General features: G+C 73.3%; 18 protein-coding genes and 1 pseudogene. 15 read left to right on the top strand and 4 right to left on the bottom strand.

Going from position 1 to position 23,065, the window contains the following annotated elements; all coding sequences use genetic code 11:
* Positions 1–132 precede the first annotated feature (132 nt).
* From AC068A_RS29550 to AC068A_RS29520, 7 genes and pseudogenes are all read left to right on the top strand, one after another.
* A pseudogene (locus AC068A_RS29550) lies at positions 133–1,290 on the top strand (allantoate amidohydrolase); the annotation flags it as partial.
* Between the two features lie 8 nt (positions 1,291–1,298).
* Entirely contained in the window at positions 1,299–2,636 is a 1,338-nt protein-coding gene (locus AC068A_RS29545; RefSeq protein ID WP_478589314.1) for a formimidoylglutamate deiminase, read from the top strand.
* Positions 2,637–2,892: 256 nt separating this feature from the next.
* Positions 2,893–4,068 (top strand): imidazolonepropionase, encoded by a 1,176-nt coding sequence (gene hutI / locus AC068A_RS29540; protein ID WP_478589313.1) that lies wholly within the window; start codon positions 2,893–2,895, stop codon positions 4,066–4,068.
* 148 nt (positions 4,069–4,216) lie between these two features.
* Positions 4,217–4,927, top strand: coding sequence for an LPXTG cell wall anchor domain-containing protein (locus AC068A_RS29535; RefSeq protein WP_478589312.1), 711 nt, complete (start codon positions 4,217–4,219; stop codon positions 4,925–4,927).
* A 16-nt stretch (positions 4,928–4,943) separates the two neighbouring features.
* On the top strand, positions 4,944–5,927 hold the full coding sequence (locus AC068A_RS29530; protein ID WP_478589311.1) for a COG1470 family protein: 984 nt from the start codon (positions 4,944–4,946) through the stop codon (positions 5,925–5,927).
* Positions 5,927–7,015, top strand: coding sequence for a neocarzinostatin apoprotein domain-containing protein (locus AC068A_RS29525; RefSeq protein ID WP_478589316.1), 1,089 nt, complete (start codon positions 5,927–5,929; stop codon positions 7,013–7,015). The genes AC068A_RS29530 and AC068A_RS29525 overlap by 1 nt, the downstream gene beginning before the upstream one ends.
* Positions 7,012–8,328 carry a hypothetical protein gene (locus tag AC068A_RS29520; protein ID WP_478589310.1) on the top strand — a complete coding sequence of 439 codons (1,317 nt, stop codon included), beginning with the start codon at positions 7,012–7,014 and terminating at the stop codon, positions 8,326–8,328. The genes AC068A_RS29525 and AC068A_RS29520 overlap by 4 nt, the downstream gene beginning before the upstream one ends.
* Positions 8,329–8,422: 94 nt before the next feature.
* Here the strand turns inward: AC068A_RS29520 and AC068A_RS29515 are convergent, their stop codons facing one another.
* Positions 8,423–9,940 (bottom strand): peptide MFS transporter, encoded by a 1,518-nt coding sequence (locus AC068A_RS29515; RefSeq protein WP_478589309.1) that lies wholly within the window; start codon positions 9,938–9,940, stop codon positions 8,423–8,425.
* Positions 9,941–10,431: 491 nt separating this feature from the next.
* On the opposite strand from AC068A_RS29515, the gene AC068A_RS29510 reads away from it, so the two are divergent.
* Positions 10,432–11,109 (top strand): response regulator transcription factor, encoded by a 678-nt coding sequence (locus AC068A_RS29510; RefSeq protein WP_030659823.1) that lies wholly within the window; start codon positions 10,432–10,434, stop codon positions 11,107–11,109.
* A gap of 15 nt (positions 11,110–11,124) precedes the next feature.
* On the top strand, positions 11,125–12,390 hold the full coding sequence (locus tag AC068A_RS29505; protein WP_478589308.1) for an ATP-binding protein: 1,266 nt from the start codon (positions 11,125–11,127) through the stop codon (positions 12,388–12,390).
* A 75-nt stretch (positions 12,391–12,465) separates the two neighbouring features.
* Here the strand turns inward: AC068A_RS29505 and AC068A_RS29500 are convergent, their stop codons facing one another.
* Positions 12,466–12,987 carry a GtrA family protein gene (locus tag AC068A_RS29500; protein ID WP_478589307.1) on the bottom strand — a complete coding sequence of 174 codons (522 nt, stop codon included), beginning with the start codon at positions 12,985–12,987 and terminating at the stop codon, positions 12,466–12,468.
* Positions 12,988–13,224: 237 nt separating this feature from the next.
* Between AC068A_RS29500 and AC068A_RS29495 the strand changes: the two genes are divergently transcribed.
* The 4 genes from AC068A_RS29495 (at position 13,225) to AC068A_RS29480 (ending at position 17,358) form a co-directional block, all read left to right on the top strand.
* Complete coding sequence (locus AC068A_RS29495) at positions 13,225–14,343, top strand: 5-(carboxyamino)imidazole ribonucleotide synthase (protein WP_478589315.1); 1,119 nt, start codon at positions 13,225–13,227, stop codon at positions 14,341–14,343.
* Entirely contained in the window at positions 14,340–14,885 is a 546-nt protein-coding gene (purE, locus tag AC068A_RS29490; RefSeq protein ID WP_478589306.1) for a 5-(carboxyamino)imidazole ribonucleotide mutase, read from the top strand. Before AC068A_RS29495 ends, purE begins: the two co-directional genes overlap by 4 nt.
* A complete protein-coding gene (locus tag AC068A_RS29485) occupies positions 14,882–16,078 on the top strand; it encodes a dipeptidase (protein WP_478589305.1) in 1,197 nt (398 codons plus the stop codon). Before purE ends, AC068A_RS29485 begins: the two co-directional genes overlap by 4 nt.
* A gap of 185 nt (positions 16,079–16,263) precedes the next feature.
* Positions 16,264–17,358 carry a membrane dipeptidase gene (locus tag AC068A_RS29480; RefSeq protein ID WP_478589304.1) on the top strand — a complete coding sequence of 365 codons (1,095 nt, stop codon included), beginning with the start codon at positions 16,264–16,266 and terminating at the stop codon, positions 17,356–17,358.
* A 65-nt stretch (positions 17,359–17,423) separates the two neighbouring features.
* On the opposite strand, the gene AC068A_RS29475 is transcribed toward AC068A_RS29480, so the two are convergent.
* Entirely contained in the window at positions 17,424–18,767 is a 1,344-nt protein-coding gene (locus AC068A_RS29475) for a UDP-glucose dehydrogenase family protein (protein WP_478589303.1), read from the bottom strand.
* 225 nt (positions 18,768–18,992) lie between these two features.
* Here AC068A_RS29475 and AC068A_RS29470 point away from each other — a divergent pair, with 225 nt between their 5' ends.
* Both AC068A_RS29470 and manB read left to right on the top strand, forming a co-directional pair.
* Complete coding sequence (locus AC068A_RS29470) at positions 18,993–20,150, top strand: acyl-CoA dehydrogenase (RefSeq protein WP_478589302.1); 1,158 nt, start codon at positions 18,993–18,995, stop codon at positions 20,148–20,150.
* Between the two features lie 265 nt (positions 20,151–20,415).
* Entirely contained in the window at positions 20,416–21,495 is a 1,080-nt protein-coding gene (manB, locus tag AC068A_RS29465) for a mannose-1-phosphate guanylyltransferase (RefSeq protein ID WP_478589301.1), read from the top strand.
* A 109-nt stretch (positions 21,496–21,604) separates the two neighbouring features.
* On the opposite strand, the gene AC068A_RS29460 is transcribed toward manB, so the two are convergent.
* Complete coding sequence (locus AC068A_RS29460) at positions 21,605–22,963, bottom strand: LCP family protein (RefSeq protein WP_478589300.1); 1,359 nt, start codon at positions 22,961–22,963, stop codon at positions 21,605–21,607.
* Between the last annotated feature and the right edge of the window lie 102 nt (positions 22,964–23,065).

Genomic DNA, 23,065 nt, shown 5'->3' with positions numbered 1-23,065 from the left:
CACCAGCCCGATTGGCGAGGACCCCCCCCCCCCCCCCCCCCCCCCCCCCCCCAACCCCCCCCCCCCCCCCCCCCCCCCCCCCCCCCCCCCCCCCCCCCCCCCCCCCCCCCCCCCCCCCCCCCCCCCCCCCCCCCCGCCTCCGGCGGGTACCGCCGCTACGCCTGGACCGGCGCCGACGCCGACTGCCGGCTCTGGTTCCGGATGCAGGCGGAGGCCCGCCGCCTCGACGTCGAGACCGACCGCAACGGCAACCAGTGGGCCTGGCTCGGCGACCCGGCCGCCGGTGACGCCGTCGTCACCGGCTCCCACCTGGACTCCGTCCCCGACGGCGGCGCCTTCGACGGCCCCCTCGGCGTCGTGTCCGCCTTCGCCGCGCTCGACGAACTCCGCGCCCGCGGCGTCCGGTTCACGCGCCCCCTCGCCATCGTCAACTTCGGCGACGAGGAGGGCGCCCGCTTCGGGCTCGCCTGCGTCGGCTCCCGCCTCACCTCCGGCCAGCTGACCAAGGAGAAGGCGTACGAGCTGCGCGACGCCGACGGCATCAGCCTCCCGCAGGCCATGGAGGCCGCCGGGTACGACCCCGACGCCATCGGACCCGACCCCGAACGCCTCGCCCGCATCGGCGCGTTCGTCGAACTGCACGTCGAACAGGGCCGCGCCCTCGACCTTTCCGGAGACGCCGTCGGCATCGCCTCCGCCATCTGGCCGCACGGCCGCTGGCGGTTCGACTTCCGCGGCGAGGCCAACCACGCCGGCACCACCCGCCTGGTCGACCGGCGCGACCCGATGCTCACCTACGCCGAGACCGTGCTGGCCGCCCGTACGGAGGCCGCGCTCGCCGGGGCCGTCGCCACCTTCGGCAAGATTTCCGTCGAGCCCAACGGGGTCAACGCCATCCCCTCCCTCGTGCGCGGCTGGCTCGACTCCCGCGCCGCCGACCAGGCCACCCTCGACACCGTGGTCACCGCCATCGAGAAGGCCGCCCGCGAGGCCGCCGACAAGGACGGCATCGACCTCGCCGTCGTCCGGGAGTCCTTCACCCCGGTCGTCGAGTTCGAGCACGCCCTGCGCGACGAGATCAACCGGATCCTCGGCGGGTCCGTCCCCGTCCTCGGCACCGGCGCGGGACACGACGCGGGAATCCTCTCCGCCGCCGTCCCGACCGCCATGCTGTTCGTGCGCAACCCCACCGGCGTCTCCCACTCGCCGCGGGAGTTCGCCCCCGAGGACGACTGCGTGGCCGGCGTCCTCGCCCTCGCCGACGTACTGGAAGGCCTGGCATGTCGTTGAATGGGCCCGTGCTGAAGACGTACTGGCTGGAGCACGCCTGGCTCGGCAACACCGTCGAGCCGGGCGTCGCCCTGGACGTGTCCGACGACGGCCGGATCGCCGCCGTCCGCACGGGGGTGGACGCGCCCCCGCCCGGCGCCGAGGTGCTGCGCGGCCTGACCGTTCCCGGCTTGGCCAATGCCCACAGCCACGCCTTCCACCGGGCCCTGCGCTCGGTCGTCCAGGTGGGCAGCGGGACCTTCTGGACCTGGCGCGACGTCATGTACCGGGTCGCCCAGAACCTCACCCCCGACAGCTACTTCGACCTCGCCCGCGCGGTGTACGCCGAGATGGCCCTCGCCGGCATCACCAACGTCGGCGAGTTCCACTACGTCCACCACGCGCCCGGCGGCACCCCGTACGCCGACCCGAACGCCATGGGCGAGGCCCTGATCGAGGCCGCCGCGGCCGCCGGCATCCGCATCACCCTCCTCGACACCGCCTACCTCTCCTCCGGCTTCGGCGAGGCCCCCAACGAGCACCAGCGGCGGTTCTCCGACGGCACCGCCGAGGCCTGGGCGGAACGCGTCTCCGCCCTCAAGCCGCGCGGGCACGCGCTCATCGGCGCGGCCGTCCACTCGGTGCGGGCCGTCCCCGCCGGACAGCTCGCCACCGTCGCCCGCTGGGCGGAGGAGCGACAGGCACCGCTGCACGTCCACCTGTCCGAGCAGACCGCCGAGAACGACGCCTGCCAGGCCGCCCACGGCTGCACCCCCACCCGGCTCCTCGCCGACCACGGGGTCCTCGGCCCGCGCACCACCGGCGTCCACAACACGCACCTCACCGACGAGGACATCGCCCTCCTCGGCACCACCGCCACCGGCACCTGCATGTGCCCCACCACCGAACGCGACCTCGCCGACGGCATCGGCCCGGCCGGCCGGCTCCAGCAGGCGGGCAGCCCGCTGTCGCTGGGCAGCGACAGCCACGCCGTGATCGACCTGCTGGAGGAGGCGCGCGCGATGGAGCTGAACGAGCGGCTGCGCAGCCGGACCCGGGGGCACTGGACGGCGAACGCGCTGCTGACCGCGGCCACCGCCGACGGGCACGCCGCGCTCGGCCTCCCGGATGCGGGCCGGCTGGAGGCGGGGGCGCTCGCGGACTTCACCACGATCGCCCTGGACACGGTGCGCACGGCCGGTCCGCTGCCGCGGCTCGGTGCCGAGACGGCGGTCTTCGCGGCCTCGGCCGCGGACGTCCGGCACACGGTGGTGGGCGGCCGCCACGTGGTCCGCGACGGCGCCCACACCCTCGTCCCCGACGTCCCGTCCGCCCTCGCCGAGTCGATCGCGGCCGTCCGCGGCTGACGCCTTTTTCCTCCCCCACCCCGCCCCTTCCCGAATCCGTGGGCCCCGGCCCCCGGACCCCCGCGCCTCAAACGCCGGCGGGGCTGGACTATCGGGGCTCCGCCCCGAACCCCGCGCCTCGAACGCCGGCGAGGCCGGACTTTCCAGCCCGCGCGGCGTTCGAGCGCACCGGGCGCGCAGCGCCCGGAACGGGTCCGGGGCGGAGCCCCGGTTTCGGGAAGGGGCGGGGTGGGGGAGAGACCCCTGAGAGGAACCCATGACCACCACAGCCATCACCAACATCGGCACTCTCGTCACCAACGATCCCGCGCTGGGTGAAGGCCCCCTCGGCCTGGTCGAGGACGCAGCGGTCGTCATCGAGGGCGACCGCATTGCCTGGGTCGGCGAGGCGGCCAAGGCCCCCGCCGCCGACGGCGCCTTCGACGCGCAGGGCCGAGCCGTCATCCCCGGCTTCGTCGACTCCCACTCCCACCTCGTCTTCGCCGGCGACCGCACCGCCGAGTTCAACGCCCGCATGTCCGGCCGCAGCTACTCCGCCGGCGGCATCCGCACCACCGTCGCCGCCACCCGCGCCGCCTCCGACGCCGAGCTGGAGGCCAACCTGGTGCGCCATCTCGACGAGGCCCGCCGCCAGGGCACCACCACCTTCGAGACCAAGTCCGGCTACGGCCTGACCGTCGCCGACGAGGCCCGCGCCCTGCGGATCGCCGCCACGCACACCGAGGAGGTCACCTACCTCGGCGCACACATCGTCTCCCCGGACTACGCCGAGGACCCCGCCGCGTACGTCGACCTCGTCACCGGCGAGATGCTGGCGGCCTGCGCCCCGTACGCCCGCTGGGTCGACGTGTTCTGCGAGAAGGGCGCCTTCGACGGCGACCAGGCCCGGGCGATCCTGACCGCCGGCGCCGCCGCCGGGCTGATCCCGCGCGTCCACGCCAACCAGCTCTCCTACGGCCCCGGCGTGCAGCTCGCCGTCGAGCTCGGCGCGGCCTCCGCCGACCACTGCACCCACCTCACCGACGCCGACGTCGACGCGCTGGCCCAGGCCGCGGACACCACCGTCGCCACCCTGCTGCCGGGCGCCGAGTTCTCCACCCGCGCCCAGTGGCCCGACGCCCGCCGGCTGCTGGACGCGGGCGCGACGGTCGCGCTGTCCACCGACTGCAACCCGGGGTCCTCGTACACGAGCTCCATGCCGTTCTGCATCGCGCTCGCCGTCCGGGACATGCGCATGACCCCCGACGAGGCCGTCTGGGCCGCCACCGCCGGCGGTGCCCGCGCGCTGCGCCGCACCGACATCGGCGCGCTCACCCCCGGTGCCCGCGCCGACCTGGCCGTGCTGGACGCCCCGAGCCACGTGCACCTGGCCTACCGGCCCGGCGTCCCGCTGGTGTCGGCGGTCTGGCAGCGGGGGGTCCGCGCCGCCTGACCCGTCCCGCGGGTCCGGCGCGATGCGCCGCCGGTCCGTCCCGCCCGATCCGCACGTCCTTCGTCTTCCCCTTGCAAGGTCCCGGGCGTACCTTGTGGCCCCAATCTGATGTGTCGTCAGTAACTTGCGGCCCGAGGGGAAGACGAAGGTGCCCAACCGGATACGCTCCACCGCGCTCGCGCTGGCCGCCGCGCTGGCCGGATCGGCGGCCCTGCTGACCGCGGCCCCTGCGGCCCACGCCGATGTCGTCGACGTCGCCTACGACTGCAAGACCCCCATCGGGGACAAGTCCGCCGTCTCGCCCATCGACATCAAGGCCGTCAAGCAGGGCGACGGCTACCAGCTGACGATGTCCTTCCAGAAGGGCGTCTCCTCCAGCCCCATCGAGCTCGGCAAGGGGGCGATGAACCCGAGTGCGTCCATCGTGCTCGGCGGCGCGGAGCAGGGCTCCGTACCGGTTTCCGGCCCGGCCAACACCGAGGCGATTCCCCCCGACACCCCCATCAAGATCACTGACCTCTCGGGCACCTACACCCCCAAGAAGACCGGCAAGGTCACCTTCACCGCGGGCGTGCTCACCATCAAGGCCATGGGGACCACCACCACCTGCACCCCCGGCAACAGCCCGAAGCCCTCGCTGGAGCTGGACGTGACGGGCGCCGCCGGGTCCGGGCCGGGATCCGGGTCCGGGTCCGGGTCCGGGTCCGCTGGCGCCGGGGGCGCCGGGGGCGGCTCCCTCGCGCAGACCGGTCCCGCCGACTCCGTCACCGCCCTCGGCACCCTCGGCGGAACCGTGCTGCTGTCCGGCGCCGCCGGCCTGCTCTGGCTGACCCGGCGCAGCCGCCAGGCCCGCACCTGAACGGAGCACCCCGGCCATGCCCGTGCTCCCCGCCCGCCGCCGCGGCCTGCTCGCGCCGCTGGTCCTCGCGGCCGCAGCGCTGTACGCCGCCCCGGCAGCCGCCGGGGCCGAGCCCGACTGGACCGCCGCACCCGCCGCGGGCGCCACCGGCAGCGCCCGCCCGGCCTTCTACCTCGCGGGCGCGCCCGGCACCGTCCTGGAGGACCGCCTCGCCCTGGCCAACCTCTCCGACCGGGAGCGCACCCTCACCCTGCGCGGGGCCGACGCCCCCAACCCGGCCGACGGCGGCCTGGCCGTGCGTCCCCCCGACGGCACCGCACCCGGCGCCGGCTCCTGGATCAGCTTCGGCACGGCCGCCCCCGTGAAGATCCCGGCCCGGACCCGCGCGGTCGTCCCCTTCACCGTCACCCTGCCGCCCTCCGCCCTGCCCGGGGACCACCCGGCCGCCGTCGTCGCCGCCGAGGGCGGCCGCGAGGCCGGCGTACGGATCCACCTGCGCGTCACCGGCCCGACCCTGGCCGCGCTGACCGTCGAGGACGTCTCCGTACGCGGTCGGGGAGCCCGGGCCGAGGTCGGCTACACGCTGGTCAACCGGGGCAACGTGACCCTCGTCCCCGGGCTGTCCCTGCGGGCCGAGGGGCTGTTCGGCGCGGTCTCCGGCCGCACGCACCGGACCCTGCCGGTGGAGCTGCCGCCCGGCCGGCGGGTCCGGCTGTCCGAGCCGTGGCCCGGCGCGCCGCTCCTCGACGACGTCGACCTCACGCTGACCGCCACCGCCCCCGGGGCCGCCCCGGCGAGCGCCCGCGCGTCCGTCCGGCTCGTGCCGTGGGGGACCGGCGCACGGGTGGGCGCCGTGCTGCTCGCCCTCGGCGGGGCGGCCCTGGCCGCGCTGCCCCTCGTACGCAGGCGGCGGGCCCGGCGCGGCCCGCCCGCGCCCGGGGAGCCCGTACGGGAGGCCGGCCCGGCACCGGACCACGAGCTGACGGGAGCAACCACGTGATCGGCAAGCTCGGGGCCCGGCTGGCGGCAGGGGCGGCGCTGCTGCTGTGCGTCCTCGCACCGGCCGCCGCCGGGGCCTCGGCGGCCCCGGTGGCGGCCCCGGTGGCGGCCCCGGCCTCGGTCCCGGGGGCGGCTCCCGCGGCGGCCGCCGAGGACAGGCCCGCCGTCGCGCTCTCGCTCCAGGAGGCCGCGAAGGGCACCGAGATCACCGTCACCGGCACCGGCTGGCCCGCCAAGGCCCTCGTGATGCTGCTGCTCTGCGGACAGAACATGATCGGCGGCACCAACAGCTGCGCCAACGCCGACGGCGCCGCGGTCTCGACCGGCGACGACGGGCGGTTCACGGCCCGGCTGGCCGTCGTGGCCCCGCCCAAGCCCTGCCCCTGCATCGTGAACGTCACCTCGGTGGGCGGGGACCGGGCCACCGTCGCCACCCCGCTGAAGATCACCGACCATCCGGTGGCCGAGCTGCCCGCGGAGCCGGGCACCCCGCGCCTGGCCATGCTGAGCGGGGTCCGGCTGGCCGGCGAGGACGGGATCCTGACCTGGTTCGGCGCCCCGCCCGGCCGTACGTTCACCGTCACCGTCGGAAACCTCGGGGCCGCTCCCGTCAAGGACCCCGTCTTCCAGCTGGGCACCGCGCAGGCCGTGTTCGCGCCGCTGTGGGAGGAGGTCCGGTGGAAGGGCACCATCCCGCCGGGCGGCAAGGCCGAGGTCCGGCTCGCCGTCACCCTGGCCGCCGGCGCCCACGGCGACTACACGGTCTCCCTCAAGTACGGCGACACCGTCGTGGCCACGCAGCCCTGGCGGGTGTCCCGGCCGTACGGGGTGCTGCTGTTCCGGGGCCTGCTCCTGCTGGTGGTCCCGGCCGGGCTGTTCCGAGCGGGGATGGCCCTCGTGGAACGGGCCCGGCCGTACGCGCCACCGGCCCGGACGGCGGCCCCTTCGACCGCCTCGACCGCCTCGACCGCCTCGGCCACCACGGCCGCCAGGGCCCCCACGACCACCACGGCGGTCCTGCCGTGGTTCACCGCACCACAGGCGTCCGCACCGTCTGAGAACAGTCCGACGACGAAGGGACAGACGTGAAGACCCAACGGAGGGTGAGTGCGGCCGTGGTCGCGCTGCTGTTCGGCGGCGCGGGCGTCCTGCTGGCGGCCGGCCCCGCCCAGGCGGCCGAGGTCTCGTACAAGGTGGAGTGCGTCCCGCCGGCGGGCGGCGGCGGCCCCGTCCAGGGCACGACCACGGTGTCGGTCACGGCGCCCGCCACCGCGAAGGTCGGCGACGAGGTCGAGGTGGTGTGGAAGACCGTCAAGCCCGCCTCGAACAACACCGACCTGATGGACCTGGGCAAGGACACCGTCAAGCCGACCGGCTGGGTGAAGCTCGGCGGGGCGCTCGGCGCGGAGGTGAAGCTGGAGGGCGAGCGGAAGAACCCGCCCATCCCGAAGAACGCCCCCATGGTCATGTCCGACATGAAGGGGAAGGTCAAGCTGACCGGGGCGGGGGACGTGACGATCACCCCCGGCAGGTACGACGTCGACTTCAGCGGCTTCGTCACGCACTGCTCGCCCAAGGAGACGGCCGGCGTCGCCGCCACCATCAAGGTCACCGGCGGAGGCGGCGGCACGACCGGCGGCTCGACCAGCGGCGGCGGAACGGGCGGCGGTTCCACCACCGGCGGTACGGGCGGTACGGGCGGGACCACCACCACCGGCGGCGGCACGGGCGGCAGCAGCGGGGGCGGCGGAGGCCCGACCGACTTCCCGGGCAAGCCGGTGGAGGTCGCCTTCGACTGCGGCGCGGTCGTCCCCGGCGGCATCAAGACCCCGGTCACCATCAACGCCAGGAAGAACGGCGGCAGCTTCGACCTCACCGTCAAGACCGCCAAGGGCGCCATGGCCAGCCCGATGGCCCTCCCGGCCGGCGCCCTCAAACCGTCCATGGACATCAGGCTCGGCGGCGCCGACAGCGGCACGGTCAAGGTCGCCGGCCCGGCCAACGCGGAGCCGATCCCGGACAAGGCCCCGGTCAGCCTGAGCGACATGACCGGCACCTACAAGCCCGGCAAGACCGGCAAGGTGACGCTGAGCCCGGACCGGCTGACCATCGACGTCACGATGAGCCCCGGCTCCACGCCGATCAACGTGCCGTGCAAGGCGGTCAGCAGCGGCGTCTCCCTGGAGCTGGACACCACCGCGCAGCCCGGCGGCTCGGGCTCCCCGACCACGGGCGGCGCCACCACCGGCGGGTCCGGCACCTCGGGCGGCCTCGCCGAGACGGGCGCCGAGGACGAGGGCGGCATCAGGGCCCTGGCCCTGGCCGCGGGCACGGTGATCCTCCTCGGCGCGGCGGTCTTCACCTTCACACCCTGGCGCCGCCTCCACGACAGCACCCGCTGACGCCGGCCCGTACGGAAGGGGGCTGCGCCCCCCACATAGAAATGCCCGGCACACCATTCGGTGTGCCGGGCATTTCGGCGCATGCGGGGCTGCGTCAGTGGACGTCGCCCATCAGTGCCTGGACCTTCTTGCGGTAGGCGTACACCGCCACACCGGCCAGCACGGCGGCGGCCGCCTGGATGCCGATGACCACGGTGCCGTTCAGGTCCACGCCGGCCAGCGACAGCAGACCGGTGGTGCAGTCGCCGGCGGTGACCGCGAGGAACCAGACACCCATCATCTGGGAGGCGTACTTCTGCGGGGCCATCTTCGTCGTGACGGAGAGGCCGACCGGGGAGACGCACAGCTCACCGATGGTCTGGATCATGTAGATCGAGACGAGCCACATCGGGGAGACCTTGGTGTCGCCCGTCGCCATGCCCATCGGGACGATGAAGACGAAGAACGAGGCACCGATCAGGACCAGACCCATCGCGAACTTCACGATGGTGTTCGGCTCCTGGTTCTTGCGGGCCAGCCACAGCCACATCCAGGCGAAGACCGGGGCCAGCGCCATGACGAACAGCGGGTTCAGCGACTGGTACCAGGTGGCCGAGAACGCGAAGCCGAACACGGTGTCGGCGGTCTTGGAGTCCGCGAACAGCGACAGCGTGGAGCCACCCTGGTCGTAGATCATCCAGAAGACGGCGGCGGCGATGAAGAACCAGATGTACGCCGTCATCTTCGACTGCTCGGCCGGGTTCAGGTCCTTGTCGCGCTTGATGCGGACCAGCACGGCGACCGGAATGATCAGACCGGCGAGGGTCAGCGGGACCAGGACCCAGTTCAGCGTGTAGGCGCCCAGGCCGACCACGGCACCGTAGAAGACGGCGATGGCGGCGACCACGATGGCGGCCTTCGTGATGACGGCCTTGCGCTCCTCGGCCGAGAGCGGGTTCGGGACCAGGCTGCTCTTCGGGCTGAGGTGCTTGGTGCCGATCAGGAACTGGGCCAGACCCAGGGCCATGCCGACGGCGGCGAGGGCGAAGCCCAGGTGCCAGTTGTATTCCTTGCCGATCGTGCCGACGACGAACGGGGCGACGAAGGCGCCGAGGTTGATGCCGATGTAGAAGAGCGTGAAGCCGCCGTCACGGCGCGGGTCCTCGGGGCCGTCGTACAGGTGGCCGACCATCGTGGAGATGTTGGCCTTCAGCAGGCCGGAGCCCACCGCGACGAGGAGCAGACCGACGAAGAACATCGCCTGGCCGGGCAGGGCCAGCGACAGGTGACCCGTCATGATGACGAAACCGGCGATGGCGACCGTCTTGCGGGCGCCCCAGACGCGGTCACCGAACCATCCGCCCGGCATGGCCATCAGGTAGACCATGGAGACGTAGACGGAGTAGATGGCCGTCGTCGTGGCCGCGGTCATGGCCAGGCCGCCGCCCTGGCTTCCCGTGGCGGCGTCGGCGCCGCCCGAGACCAGGTAGTACACCAGCAGCGCCCGCATGCCGTAGTAGGAGAAGCGCTCCCACATCTCGGTCATGAAGAGCGTGGCCAGGCCGCGGGGGTGGCCGAAGAAGGTCTTCTCGGCGGACGGTTCCACCGTGCCCTTCGTCAGGCTGGAAGCCATGTCGATCCTTGCTTGCTCGGGACGCCCGGCTTCGTGAGCCGGTCGGCGCCCGGTGGGGGTGGCCGGAACCGGCGGCGGGTGTTCCGGCCCCACGCCCCGGGGTCTCGCACCCGTCGTGGAGGACGGGTGCGAGGGAACTTCCGCAACCGGGATCCACGCCCTCGCGCATCTCGCGCGCGGGGCGCCGGCCCACAGGTCATTCGCCGGCACCGGAGTCGATCGGGAAAGTCGTCAAGACCCTCTGACCGATCCGGACAGAATTGAGACCTTTGGCTCGGATTTCGGCGCAAAGGTCCCGGAGGTAGTGCATCAGGCGTCTCGCCACCATACGGCACGACCGTGCAGCATATGAAAGGACTTGAGAGATGGATCACAGGGGGATCGGGAACCGTTTCGGCATTTCCGAAGCCGGCCTCCACGCATAAGGCCAGTTGGAAAGGGGTGTGCGGGCCCGCCCCTGCGGGTCGCCACCGCGGACTACCATCACCCACATGACGCGTGTACTGCTCGCCGAGGACGACGCATCCATTTCGGAGCCGCTGGCCCGCGCCCTGCGCCGGGAGGGGTACGAGGTCGAGGTCCGGGAGGACGGCCCGACGGCCCTGGACGCGGGACTGCAGGGGGGCGTGGACCTCGTCGTCCTGGATCTGGGCCTGCCGGGGATGGACGGCCTGGAGGTCGCCCGCCGGCTGCGCGCCGAGGGCCACGGCTTCCCCATCCTCGTGCTCACCGCCCGCGCGGACGAGGTCGACACCGTGGTCGGCCTGGACGCCGGAGCCGACGACTACGTGACCAAGCCCTTCCGCCTCGCCGAGCTGCTCGCCCGGGTCCGGGCCCTGCTCCGGCGCGGCGCGAACGAGGCGGCGCAGCCCCCCGCCACCCACGGCGTGCGCATCGACGTCGAGTCGCACCGCGCCTGGATGGGGGAGGAGGAGCTCCAGCTCACCGCCAAGGAGTTCGACCTGCTGCGGGTCCTGGTCCGCGACGCCGGCCGTGTCGTCACCCGCGACCAGCTGATGCGCGAGGTCTGGGACACCACCTGGTGGTCCTCCACCAAGACCCTCGACATGCACATCTCCTGGCTGCGCAAGAAGCTGGGCGACGACGCCGCGAACCCGCGCTACATCGCCACCGTCCGCGGCGTCGGCTTCCGCTTCGAGAAGAGCTGAGCGACCGCCCCAGCCATGCGCCGCCGTCTGATCAACTCCACCCTCGCCGTGGTGCTCGTCGTGATCGCCGTGTTCGGGGTCGCCCTCGTCATCGTCGAGACCCGCACGATCACCAGCAGCGCCCAGGACCGCATCGAGTCCGAGGCGCTGCGCCTGGTGGGCATCGTCGAGGCGAACGTCCTGGAGCGCCGGCCCGTCGACTCCGAGGCGCTCGCCGAGCAGCTCGACCCCGGCCGGTACGCCCGGATCACCGTGCCCGGGCAGCCGGCCGTCGAGGTCGGCGAGCGGATCACCGACGACGTCATCCGCGGCACCGCCAAGGGCGAGCAGGGCGAGATCGTGGTCGTCGAGGAGTCCCGGGCCGCGGTCACCCGGGAGGTCGTACGGACGCTGGCGGTGGTCGGCGCCGTCGCCCTGCTGGCCGTCGTGGCCGCCGTGCTGCTCGCCGTACGCCAGGCCAACCGGCTGGCCTCCCCGCTCACCGACCTCGCCGAGACCGCCGAACGGCTGGGGTCGGGCGACCCGCGGCCCCGGCACCGCCGGTACGGGGTCCCCGAGCTGGACCGCGTCGCGGACGTGCTGGACTCCAGCGCCGAGCGGATCGGGCGGATGCTGACCGCCGAGCGCCGGCTCGCCGCGGACGCCTCCCACCAGCTGCGCACCCCCCTCACCGCACTGTCGATGCGGCTGGAGGAGATCGCCGTCACCGACGACCTGGAGACCGTCCGCGAGGAGGCGACCATCGCCCTCACGCAGGTGGAGCGGCTCACGGACGTGGTGCAGCGGCTGCTGACGAACTCGCGCGACCCGCGGACCGGCTCGGCCGTCCCCTTCGACCTGGACGAGGTCGTCAAACAGCAGGTGGAGGAGTGGCGGCCGGCCTACCGCAGCGCCGGCCGGGCCATCGTGCGCTCCGGCAAGACGGGCGTACGGGCCGTCGGCACGCCCGGCGCGGTCGCGCAGGTCCTGGCGACGCTCGTGGAGAACGCCCTCATGCACGGCGGCGGCACGGTCGCCCTGCGGACGCGGGTCGTCGGGAACCAGGCGGTACTGGAGGTCACGGACGAGGGGCCCGGCGTCCCGCCCGACCTCGGCAACCGGATCTTCGAGCGGGCCATCAGCGGCCGCAACTCCACCGGGATCGGCCTGGCGGTGGCCCGGGACCTCGCGGAGGCCGACGGGGGCCGGCTGGAGCTCCTCCAGGCGCAGCCGCCGGTGTTCGCGCTGTTCCTGAGCCGGACGGAGCCGGAGCGCAAGGAACCGGAGAACACGGTCCGCTGACCGCGGCGGGGACTCCCAACGGGCTCCCGCCCGCTCCCACCGGGCTCCCGCCCGCTCCCGCCGGGACTCCCGGCGTTACTTGCCCGCGGGCTCCGGCGCCGGTTCGGGCGCGGTCGCGGGACGGCCGCCGCCGGCGCGGGCGGTTTCGGGGGCGTGTGCCGGGAGGGCCTTGAAGACCCAGGTCCGGTACGACCAGAAGCGGAACACGGTGGCGGTGCCGATGCCGATGAACTTGAACAGGTTCGTCGCGAGCCGGCCGTCCCAGCCGAGCCCGTACGTCGCGGCGTACAGCACACCGTTTTCGATGACGAGCCCGATCAGGCTGAACGCCAGGAACAGCGGCAGTTCGCGCGAGTTCCCCGAATGGGCGCGGTCCCGATAGGTGAAATACCGGAAGCCCATGTAGTTGGTGAGGATCGCCACGACGGTGGCTATGACGCCCGCCCGCACCACCTGAAGGTCCGTGGTGTGCCGGATGAGGTTGAAGACACCCAGGTTGACCAGTACGCCCAGGCCTCCGACGGCCCCGAACTTGGCGATCTCACGCGCGAGCCCGCGTACGCGTTCGAGAGCGGATCCCTGCTCCGGCGTGCTCATCTGAATGGTCGGTCCTGTCCGTCGCCGCCCCCCTGCGGGAGCGTCACTCGCTTCTCGGTCGGCCCACCCATGCTAAGTGTCACCCCCTCGGGCCGTCTGTGCCTTCCGGCACTGTGGGTTCCTCCATCAACGCCACGCACGGCGCACGGGAGATTGCTACGAGTGCCGGGCGGGCCCGCGTCCGTTCGGCGGGAGCCCGGCCGATACTCTGGAGGGGTGACGTTCCCGGTAGTCGGCATGGTCGGCGGCGGTCAGCTCGCCCGCATGACCCACGAGGCGGGCATCCCCCTCGGTATCAAGTTCAAGATCCTCAGTGACACCCCGCAGGACTCGGCGGCCCAGGTCGTGAGCGACGTCGTCATCGGCGACTACCGCGATCTGGAGACGCTGCGGGCCTTCGCCCGCGGCTGCGACGTGATCACCTTCGACCACGAGCACGTGCCCACGGCACACCTGCGGGCCCTGGAAGCGGACGGCATCCCCGTCCGGCCGGGGCCCGCCGCGCTCGTGCACGCCCAGGACAAGGGGGTGATGCGCGCCAAGCTCGACGAGATCGGCGCCCCCAGCCCCCGCCACCGCATCGTCGCCGACCCGGCGGACGTGGCGGTCTTCGCCGAGGAGGTCGGCGGCTTCCCCGTCATCCTCAAGACCGTGCGCGGCGGCTACGACGGCAAGGGCGTGTGGTTCGCCCGGACCCCCGAGGACGCGGAGGCCCCCTTCATGGCCGGCGTCCCCGTCCTCGCCGAGGAGAAGGTCGACTACGTCCGCGAGCTCGCGGCGAACATCGTCCGCTCCCCGCACGGCCAGGCCGTCGCCTACCCGGTCGTGGAGTCCATCCAGGTCGACGGCGTCTGCGACACCGTGATCGCGCCCGCCCCGAACCTCTCCGAGGAGCTCGCGGGCGAAGCCCAGTCGCTCGCCCTGCGCATCGCCAAGGAGCTCGGCGTGACCGGCCACCTGGCCGTGGAGCTCTTCGAGACCACCGACGGCCGGATCCTCGTCAACGAACTGGCCATGCGCCCGCACAACAGCGGCCACTGGACCCAGGACGGCGCCGTCACCTCCCAGTTCGCCAACCACGTCCGCGCGGTCCTGGACCTCCCGCTGGGCGACCCGCGCCCCCGCGCCCGCTGGACGGTCATGGCGAACGTGCTCGGCGGTGACTACCCGGACATGTACGCGGCGTACCTGCACTGCATGGCCCACGACCCGCAGGTCAAGATCCACATGTACGGCAAGGACGTGAAACACGGCCGCAAGGTCGGCCACGTCAACACCTACGGCGACGACCTGGACGATGTGCTGGAGCGCGCACGTCACGCTGCCGGCTACCTCAGAGGAACGATCACCGAATGAGCACCCCCAGCACCGAGGGCACCGCCCCCGTCATCGGCATCGTCATGGGCTCGGACTCCGACTGGCCCGTCATGGAGGCCGCCGCCCAGGCCCTCGACGAGTTCGAGATCCCCTACGAGGTCGACGTCGTCTCCGCGCACCGCATGCCCCGCGAGATGGTCGAGTACGGCGAGCAGGCCGCCGACCGCGGCCTGAAGGCGATCATCGCCGGTGCCGGCGGCGCCGCCCACCTGCCCGGCATGCTCGCCTCGGTCACCCCGCTGCCCGTCATCGGCGTGCCCGTGCCGCTGAAGCACCTCGACGGCATGGACTCCCTGCTGTCGATCGTCCAGATGCCCGCCGGGGTTCCCGTCGCCACGGTCTCCGTTGCCGGAGCCCGCAACGCAGGCCTCCTCGCCGTGCGGATGCTCGCCGCCCACGATCCGGAGCTGCTCGGCCGGATGCGCGACTTCCAGCAGGAGCTGAACGAGCAGGCCACCGAGAAGGGCAAGCGGCTGCGGGCCAAGGTCGCCGGCGCGGAGTCCTTCGGGTTCGGCAAGTGAGCGCCCCGGCCGCGGACCGGCTCGCCCAGGCCCGCGCCCTGCTCGCCGAACACCCCGTCGTCGACGGCCACAACGACCTGCCCTGGGCGCTGCGCCAGCAGGTGCGCTACGACCTGGCCCGCCGCGACCTCGCCGGCGACCAGTCGGGCCACCTGCACACCGACATCCCCCGGCTGCGCGCCGGCGGGGTCGGCGCCCAGTTCTGGTCGGTCTACGTCCGCTCCGACTACACGGGCGACCAGGCGGTCAGCGCCACCCTGGAGCAGATCGACGCCGTCGCCCAGCTGATCGACCGTTACCCCGCCGACCTGGTGCGGGCGCTGACGGCGGACGACATGGAGGCGGCCCGCGCCGACGGCCGGATCGCCTCCCTGATGGGCGCCGAGGGCGGCCACTCGATCAACAACTCGCTGGCCACCCTGCGCGCCCTGCACCGGCTCGGCGTGCGGTACATGACCCTCACCCACAACGACACCATCGACTGGGCCGACTCGGCGACCGACGAGGCCCGCCACGGCGGCCTGGCGGACTTCGGCCGCGAGGTCGTCCGCGAGATGAACCGCATCGGCATGCTCGTCGACCTCTCGCACGTCGCCGCGACGACGATGCGGGACGCCATCGAGGCCTCCGCCGCGCCGGTGATCTTCTCGCACTCGTCGGCACGGGCCGTCTGCGACCACCCGCGCAACGTCCCGGACGACGTGCTGGAGCGGCTGCCCGCCAACGGCGGGGTGGCGATGGCCACGTTCGTACCGAAGTTCATCCTCCCGGCGGCGGTCGAGTGGACCCTCGCCGCCGACGAGAACCTCCGCGCGCACGGCTTCCACCACCTCGACACCACCCCCGAGGCGATGGCCCTGCACCGGGCCTTCGAAGCCGAGCACCCCCGCCCGCTGGCCACCGCCGCCACGGTGGCCGACCACCTCGACCACATGCGCGAGGCGGCCGGCGTCGACCACATCGGCATCGGCGGCGACTACGACGGCACAGCCTTCACCCCGGCCGGGCTGGACGACGTCGCCGGCTACCCGAACCTCATCGCGGAACTCCTCCACCGCGGCTGGTCGCAGGCCGACCTGGCCAAGCTGACCTGGTCCAACGCGGTGCGGGTGCTGCGCGACGCCGAAGCGGTGTCGCGGGAGCTCTCGGCCTCCCGGGGCCCCTCCAACGCGGTGCTGCACCCGGCCCCGTAACGGCGGGACCGCACCGGCGGGCCGGGCGGCCGCCGCCGACCCGCCCGCCGGTCCGGCGGCAGGGCCGTGACCTGCGGGGCGGCCGCGGCATACACCCGAACGCCACATCCGCCGGGCGACCGGGGCGCCCGGCGTGTCACGGTGGCAGCACCCCTCCCTGCTGCCGCCGAGACCGGAGCGAATCCATGGCCGACCTGCAGGATGAACCGAACGCCGGGAATCCCGCGTACACGCTCGACACGGCCCCCGCGGGCCCCGGCTCCGTCGGGGCCGAGGACCTGCCCGCCGTGGTGCCCGCCGGCTCCCTCGAACGGGCCGCCGCGCTGCTGTCCGTCCACCCCGTGGCCGACGGGCACAACACCCTCGTCTGGACCCTGCGCCAGAACCCGTACCACGACATCGACACCACCGACCTGGGCGTCGACACCGACATCCCCCGGCTGCGCGCCGGCGGGGTCGGCGCCCAGTTCTGGTCGCTGATGGTGCCGAGCGAGGCCGCGGCCGCCGACCAGGTGGTGTCCGACACCCTCGAACAGATCGACGCCGCCCGCGCCTTCGTGGGCCGCTACCCCGACAGCCTCTGCCTGGCGCTGAGCGCCGACGACATGGCCGACGCCCGCAACCGGGGCCGCATCGCCTCGTTCCTGGGACCCGTACCCGGCCGCGCGCTCACCGGCTCCCTCGGCGCGCTGCACGCCTACCACGCGCTGGGCGTACGGATCCTCGCGCCGGCCGGAGCGCCCTGGGCGCAGGAGGGCCTGACCGCCTTCGGCCACGAGGTGGTCAAGGAGATGAACCGGCTCGCGATGCTGCTGGACCTGACCGGCTGCCCGCCGGTGGCGGCCTGCCAGATCGCGGGCGCCTCCAAGGCCCCCGTCATCGTCTCCCACACCGCGGCGGCCGCCCTGAACGACCATCCGGGCAACGTCACCGACGAGGTGCTGCTGGCGCTCCGCGCGGCGGGCGGCCTCGCGATGGTCACCTTCGACACGGCGCAGACCGGGGACTCCCTCCACGCGGTCGCCGACCACCTGGAGCACCTCCGGGCCGTCGCCGGCCCGCACTGCGTGGGACTCGGCGCATCCTTCGGCACCGAGCACGGCACCCCCCGCCCGGCCGGCCTCACCGACCCCTCCGGCTACCCGCTGCTGGTCGCGGAACTACTGGACCGGGGCTGGCCGGAGTCCGAACTGTCCCTGCTGACCTGGGGCAACGCCCAGCGCGTGCTGCGCGACGCGGAGTTCACCGCCCGCGCCGCCCACCACCGCAGAGCGGGCTGACCGGGCCGACCGCCCCGGAGGGCGGGCCCTGCGCCGTCCGGCGGGCTCTGCGCCCGTCCGGCGGCTCAGGCGCGCGGCCGGCCCATGGCCCGGAAGGTCCAGCCGGCCGCACGCCAGCGCGCCCCGTCCAGGGCGTTGCGCCCGTCGAGGACCAGCCGGTCGGAGACGACCGCGCCCAGCTCCACCGGGTCCAGGTCGCGGAACTCGCGCCACTCGGTGAGGTGCAGGACGACGTCCGCCCCGCGGGCCGCCTCCACCGCCGAGTCCGCGTACGCGAGGGTGGGGAAGACGCGGCGGGCGTTGTCCATGCCCTTGGGGTCGTAGACGGTGACCTGCCCGCCCTGGAGGTGGATCTGCCCGGCCACGTTCAGGGCGGGCGAGTCGCGCACGTCGTCGGAGTCCGGCTTGAACGTGGCGCCGAGCACGGCGACCCGCTTGCCGAGGAACGCCCCGCCGACCGCCTCCCGGGCCAGCTCCACCATGTGGCCGCGGCGCCGCATGTTGATCGAGTCGACCTCGCGCAGGAAGGTCAGGGCCTGGTCGGCGCCCAGCTCGCCAGCGCGCGCCATGAACGCGCGGATGTCCTTGGGCAGGCAGCCGCCGCCGAAGCCGATGCCGGCGCGCAGGAACTTCGCGCCGATGCGCTCGTCGTGGCCGATGGCCTCGGCGAGCTTGACGACATCGCCGCCGGCGGCCTCGCAGACCTCCGCCATCGCGTTGATGAACGAGATTTTCGTGGCGAGGAAGGAGTTGGCGGCGGTCTTGACGAGCTCGGCCGTCGGGAAGTCGGTCACCACCAGCGGCGACCCCTCCGCCATCGGCGTCGCGTACACCTCGCGCAGCAGCTTCTCGCCGCGGTCGCCCTGGACGCCGATGACGATCCGATCCGGGTGCAGGGTGTCCTGGACGGCGAAGCCCTCGCGGAGGAACTCCGGGTTCCAGGCGAGCTCGACCTCGTCGCCGGCCGGGGCGAGGTCCCCCAGCTTGGCGGCGAGCCGCTCCGCCGACCCCACCGGCACGGTGGACTTGCCGACGACGAGCGCCGCCCGGGTCAGGTGCGGGGCCAGCGATTCGACGGCGGAGTCGACGTAGCTCATGTCGCAGGCGTACTCGCCGTGCTTCTGCGGGGTGTTCACGCAGATGAAGTGGACGTCGCCGAAGGCGCCGACCTCCTCCCAGGACTGCGTGAACCGCAGCCGCCCGGTGGACCCGGGGAGTCCCGCGACGTGCGCGGCGAGCAGCTCCTCCAGCCCGGGCTCGTACATCGGCACCCGCCCGGCCGCCAGCATCTCGATCTTCTCCGGGACCACGTCCAGCCCGAGCACCTCGAAGCCCAGCTCGGCCATTGCCGCGGCGTGCGTGGCGCCGAGGTAGCCGGTGCCGATCACTGTGATCCTGAGGGGGGCCATGGGTGCTCCAGAGGTGCGGGGCCGATTGCGCCAACTGAGCATAGTCGCGCCGGTCCGGGGGGACGCTTCCCAGGAGCACCGTGGAGCCCGCCGGCACCCGCGGCTGTCGTGCAGCTCACGTGCCGCGTACGTACCGCTGCGCGGACGCCGGACACTAAGCTTTGGGTTACTTAACGGTAGTTAGCAATGACTGAGCGCACGCTTCAGCTTGGGGAGTGAGAGATTTTGGCGGGTTCTGCCGACTTCGACCTGTACCGCCCGGCCGAGGAGCACGACATGCTCCGCGAGTCCGTCCGCTCGCTCTGCGAGGCGAAGATCCTCCCGTTCGCCGCAGCGGTCGACGAGGAGGCCCGCTTCCCCCAGGAGGCCCTGGACGCGCTCGTCGCCAACGACCTGCACGCCGTGCACGTCCCCGAGAACTACGGCGGTGCGGGCGCCGACGCCCTCGCCACCGTCATCGTGATCGAGGAGGTGGCCCGCGTCTGCGCGTCCTCCTCCCTGATCCCGGCCGTGAACAAGCTCGGCTCCCTCCCCGTGATCCTCTCCGGTTCCGAGGAGCTCAAGGCCAAGTACCTCACCCCGCTCGCCAAGGGCGACGCGATGTTCTCGTACTGCCTCTCCGAGCCGGACGCCGGCTCGGACGCGGCCGGCATGAAGACCCGCGCGGTCCGCGACGGCGACTTCTGGGTGCTCAACGGCGTCAAGCGCTGGATCACCAACGCGGGCGTCTCCGAGTACTACACGGTGATGGCCGTGACCGACCCGGAGAAGCGCTCCAAGGGCATCTCCGCCTTCGTCGTCGAGAAGGGCGACGAGGGCGTCTCCTTCGGCGCTCCGGAGAAGAAGCTCGGCATCAAGGGCTCCCCGACCCGCGAGGTCTACCTCGACAACGTCCGCATCCCCGCCGACCGCATGATCGGCGCGGAGGGCACCGGCTTCGCCACCGCCATGAAGACCCTGGACCACACCCGCATCACCATCGCGGCCCAGGCCCTCGGCATCGCGCAGGGCGCCCTCGACTACGCCAAGGGCTACGTCCAGGAGCGCAAGCAGTTCGGCAAGCCGATCGCCGACTTCCAGGGCGTCCAGTTCATGCTCGCGGACATGGCCATGAAGATCGAGGCCGCCCGCCAGCTGACCTACGCGGCCGCCGCCAAGTCCGAGCGCGTCGACTCCGACCTCACGTTCTTCGGCGCCGCGGCCAAGTGCTTCGCCTCCGACGTGGCCATGGAGGTCACCACGGACGCGGTCCAGCTCCTCGGCGGCTACGGCTACACCCGTGACTACCCGGTCGAGCGCATGATGCGCGACGCGAAGATCACCCAGATTTACGAAGGCACGAACCAGGTCCAGCGCATCGTCATGGCGCGGAACCTGCCGTAGCAGGGTTTCGCAGGTCAGCGCCCCCGCCGCACGGCGGGGGCGTTCCTGCGCCCGCCCGCGGCGGAGGGGTCCGCGGCGGCCCCGCGCCGCGCCGCACCGCACCCATCGCCTCGGCCGGCCGCCGGCACGCGGAACACTGCTGCCCGCGACGGGAGCCCGGCGCCCCGCGGGGCCGGGGTGCGAAGTGCGGGCTCGGGGCGGGCGGCCGGGGGGCATGGGTTAGCTTTGGAGCTTCATAGGCCCGGACCGGGTGGGGAGAAGGAACTTGGAAGCGATCCTGCTGGTCGGGGGGCAGGGGACGCGGCTGCGCCCCGTGACGGTGAACACCCCGAAGCCCATGGTGCGGGCGGCCGGGGTGCCGTTCCTCGCACATCAGATAGCCCGGGCGCGGGCCGCCGGCGTCACGCACATCGTGATGGCCACCTGCTACCTCGCCGAGGTCTTCGAGCCGTACTTCGGCGACGGCTCCGACTTCGGGGTGCGGCTCGAGTACGTCGTCGAGGACGAGCCCCTCGGCACCGGCGGAGCCATCCGCAACGCCGCCCGCCGGCTGACCGGCGGCCCCGACGACCCGGTCCTCGTCTTCAACGGCGACATCCTCACCGGCCTCGACATCGCCGGCCTCGTCGACGCCCACCGGGCGGCCTCCGCCGACGTCACCCTGCACCTGGTGCAGGTCGAGGACCCGCGCGCGTTCGGCCTGGTCCCCACCGACCCCGAGGGGCGGGTGCTGGCCTTCACCGAGAAGCCGCAGACCCCCGAGGAGATCATCACCGACCAGGTCAACGCCGGCTGCTACGTCTTCCGGCGGAGCGTCATCGACTCGATTCCGGACGGGCGTCCCGTCTCCGTCGAGCGGGAGACGTTCCCCGGCCTCCTCGACGCCGGCGCCCTGCTGCACGGCGTCACCGAGAACACGTACTGGCTGGACCTCGGCAAGCCCGAGTCGTTCGTCCAGGCCTCCGCCGACCTGGTCCGCGGCGTCGTGGCCTCGCCGGCCGTGCCGGGGCCGCGCGGCGAGTCCCTGGTGCTGCCGGGCGCCCGCGTCGCGCCCGGCGCCGAGCTCTCCGGCGGCACCGTCATCGGCGCCGGCGCCACCATCGAGGCGGGTGCGGTCGTGACCGGGTCCATCGTCCTCGACGACGCCGTCATCGGGCCGGACACGCAGGTCAGCGCCAGCCTGATCGGCGTCGGCGCCACCGTCGGCCCGCGCACCGTGGTCGACGCCGCGGTCGTCGGCGACGGCGCCGTCATCGGCGCGGACAACGAGCTGCGGGCCGGTGCCCGCGTGTGGTGCCGTGCCGAACTGCCCCCCAAGTCGCTCCGGTTCTCCCCGGACAGCTGACCCGCCGTACCGGACAACGCCGACGGCCCCCCGCTCGCAGTCCTGGAGCAGGGGGCCGTCGGCGTTCGGCGTCCGGTGTGCGGCCTCCGCGTACGGCGTCCGCCTACCGTCAGTTGCCGGTGACGGTGACCTTCTCGTCGTTCTGGATCTGCTGGACGATCTGCTTGACCTTCGGCTTGTCCCAGAGCAGGTTCCCGCCGCGCTCGCCCGCGATCGGCATGTTCATCGAGGTGCCGTTGCCGCCGCTGATGCCCTTCATCGCGAAGAACATGTCGCCCATGTCCCACAGGGACATGTCCTTGTCCACGATGAGCGTGTCCAGGCCCGCGCCCAGCACCGGGTACAGCTTGAACGGGTTGAGGACGGTGCTCGGGGTGGCCGCCTGGCTGGCCAGGGCCGCCAGGAACTTCTGCTGGTTCTTCGTACGGGCCAGGTCCGACTCGGCGAACGCGTACCGGGTGCGGACGAAGGCCAGCGCCTGCTCGCCGTTGAGGGTCTGCTCGCCGGCCTTGAAGTCGGCGCCGGACTTCTCGTCCTTGAAGCCCTTCTCGATGTTCATCTCGACGCCGCCGAGTGCGTCGACGATGTTCGCGAAGCCCGCGAAGCCGATCTCGGCGTAGTGGTCGATGCGCAGGCCCGTGTTGTGCTCGACGGTGCGGACCAGCAGCTCCGGGCCGTCGTCCGCGTACGCCGCGTTGAGCTTGGTGTGCTTGCCCGCCGCCGGGTACTTCTTGCCGGACTGCGAGCCGACGAAGGAGGGGATCTCCACGTCCGAGTCGCGCGGCAGCGAGATCATGGTGTTCCCGCCGGAGCAGGCCGCCAGGATCATCATCGAGTCGGTGCGCTTGCCCTCGGCGGAGCCGGTGTGGAGCTTCTTCTTCTCCTCGTCGGACATGCCCTCGCGGCTGTCGGAGCCGACGATCAGGTACGTCGTGCAGTCGTCGTCCTTCGGGCGCTCGATGACCTTGGAGAGGTCGACCTCGCGGCGCACCTGGGAGTCGGCCCAGAAGTAGGTGCCGATGGTGGTCGCCAGCAGGGCCGTGGCCAGGACGATCGAGCCTATCTTGATGCGCCGGCGCCAGTCCGGGGCGGCGCCGGGTCCGCGGCCGCCCGGCCGGGCCGACGGCGGCTGCCCCGGCCCGCCGGGACCGCCCGGACCGCCGGGACCGCCCGGGCGCTGCGGCGTGCCGTAGACCTGGCCGGTGTTGTAGCCGCTGTCGTAGCCGCCGTAGGCGTCCTGGCCGTGGGACTGCTGCTGCGGCACCCCGTACGCGGGTGCTGGCGGCCGGCCCGGCCGGCCGGCCGGGGGCTGCCGGGGCTGCGGGGGCCGCTGGGGCTGCTGCGGCAGACCCGTCCCCCGGCGCTGGACGTGCGGCATCCGCCGGGCGCCCTCCGGCTGTGCCTGCGCGCTGCCGCGCCCGTACCCGTCCTCGCGGCTGTCACCGCGCCCATCCGGCCACTCGTTCATGCCGCATAGGATGCCCGGTCCAGGGAGGTGCACGACAGTCCGGTCCCGGCTTCGTGCCGGTGCTGTTGCACAGCTGATGCCTCCGCGTCGGCTTTAAGGTAG

The sequence above is a fragment of the Streptomyces sp. NPDC043854 genome (assembly GCF_056436005.1).
The sequence above is the reverse complement of the archived record's forward strand: the minus strand, read 5'-3'. Positions and strand labels throughout refer to the sequence as shown.

Excerpts from the sequence above, each read along its gene's own strand:
- hutI (WP_478589313.1), top strand. The coding sequence starts at position 2,893 with ATGACCACCACAGCCATCACCAACATCGGCACTCTCGTCACCAACGAT.
- AC068A_RS29530 (WP_478589311.1), top strand. The coding sequence starts at position 4,944 with ATGCCCGTGCTCCCCGCCCGCCGCCGCGGCCTGCTCGCGCCGCTGGTC.
- AC068A_RS29515 (WP_478589309.1), bottom strand. The coding sequence starts at position 9,940 with ATGGCTTCCAGCCTGACGAAGGGCACGGTGGAACCGTCCGCCGAGAAG.
- AC068A_RS29510 (WP_030659823.1), top strand. The coding sequence starts at position 10,432 with ATGACGCGTGTACTGCTCGCCGAGGACGACGCATCCATTTCGGAGCCG.
- AC068A_RS29505 (WP_478589308.1), top strand. The coding sequence starts at position 11,125 with ATGCGCCGCCGTCTGATCAACTCCACCCTCGCCGTGGTGCTCGTCGTG.
- AC068A_RS29500 (WP_478589307.1), bottom strand. The coding sequence starts at position 12,987 with ATGAGCACGCCGGAGCAGGGATCCGCTCTCGAACGCGTACGCGGGCTC.
- AC068A_RS29495 (WP_478589315.1), top strand. The coding sequence starts at position 13,225 with ATGGTCGGCGGCGGTCAGCTCGCCCGCATGACCCACGAGGCGGGCATC.
- purE (WP_478589306.1), top strand. The coding sequence starts at position 14,340 with ATGAGCACCCCCAGCACCGAGGGCACCGCCCCCGTCATCGGCATCGTC.
- AC068A_RS29480 (WP_478589304.1), top strand. The coding sequence starts at position 16,264 with ATGGCCGACCTGCAGGATGAACCGAACGCCGGGAATCCCGCGTACACG.
- AC068A_RS29475 (WP_478589303.1), bottom strand. The coding sequence starts at position 18,767 with ATGGCCCCCCTCAGGATCACAGTGATCGGCACCGGCTACCTCGGCGCC.
- AC068A_RS29460 (WP_478589300.1), bottom strand. The coding sequence starts at position 22,963 with ATGAACGAGTGGCCGGATGGGCGCGGTGACAGCCGCGAGGACGGGTAC.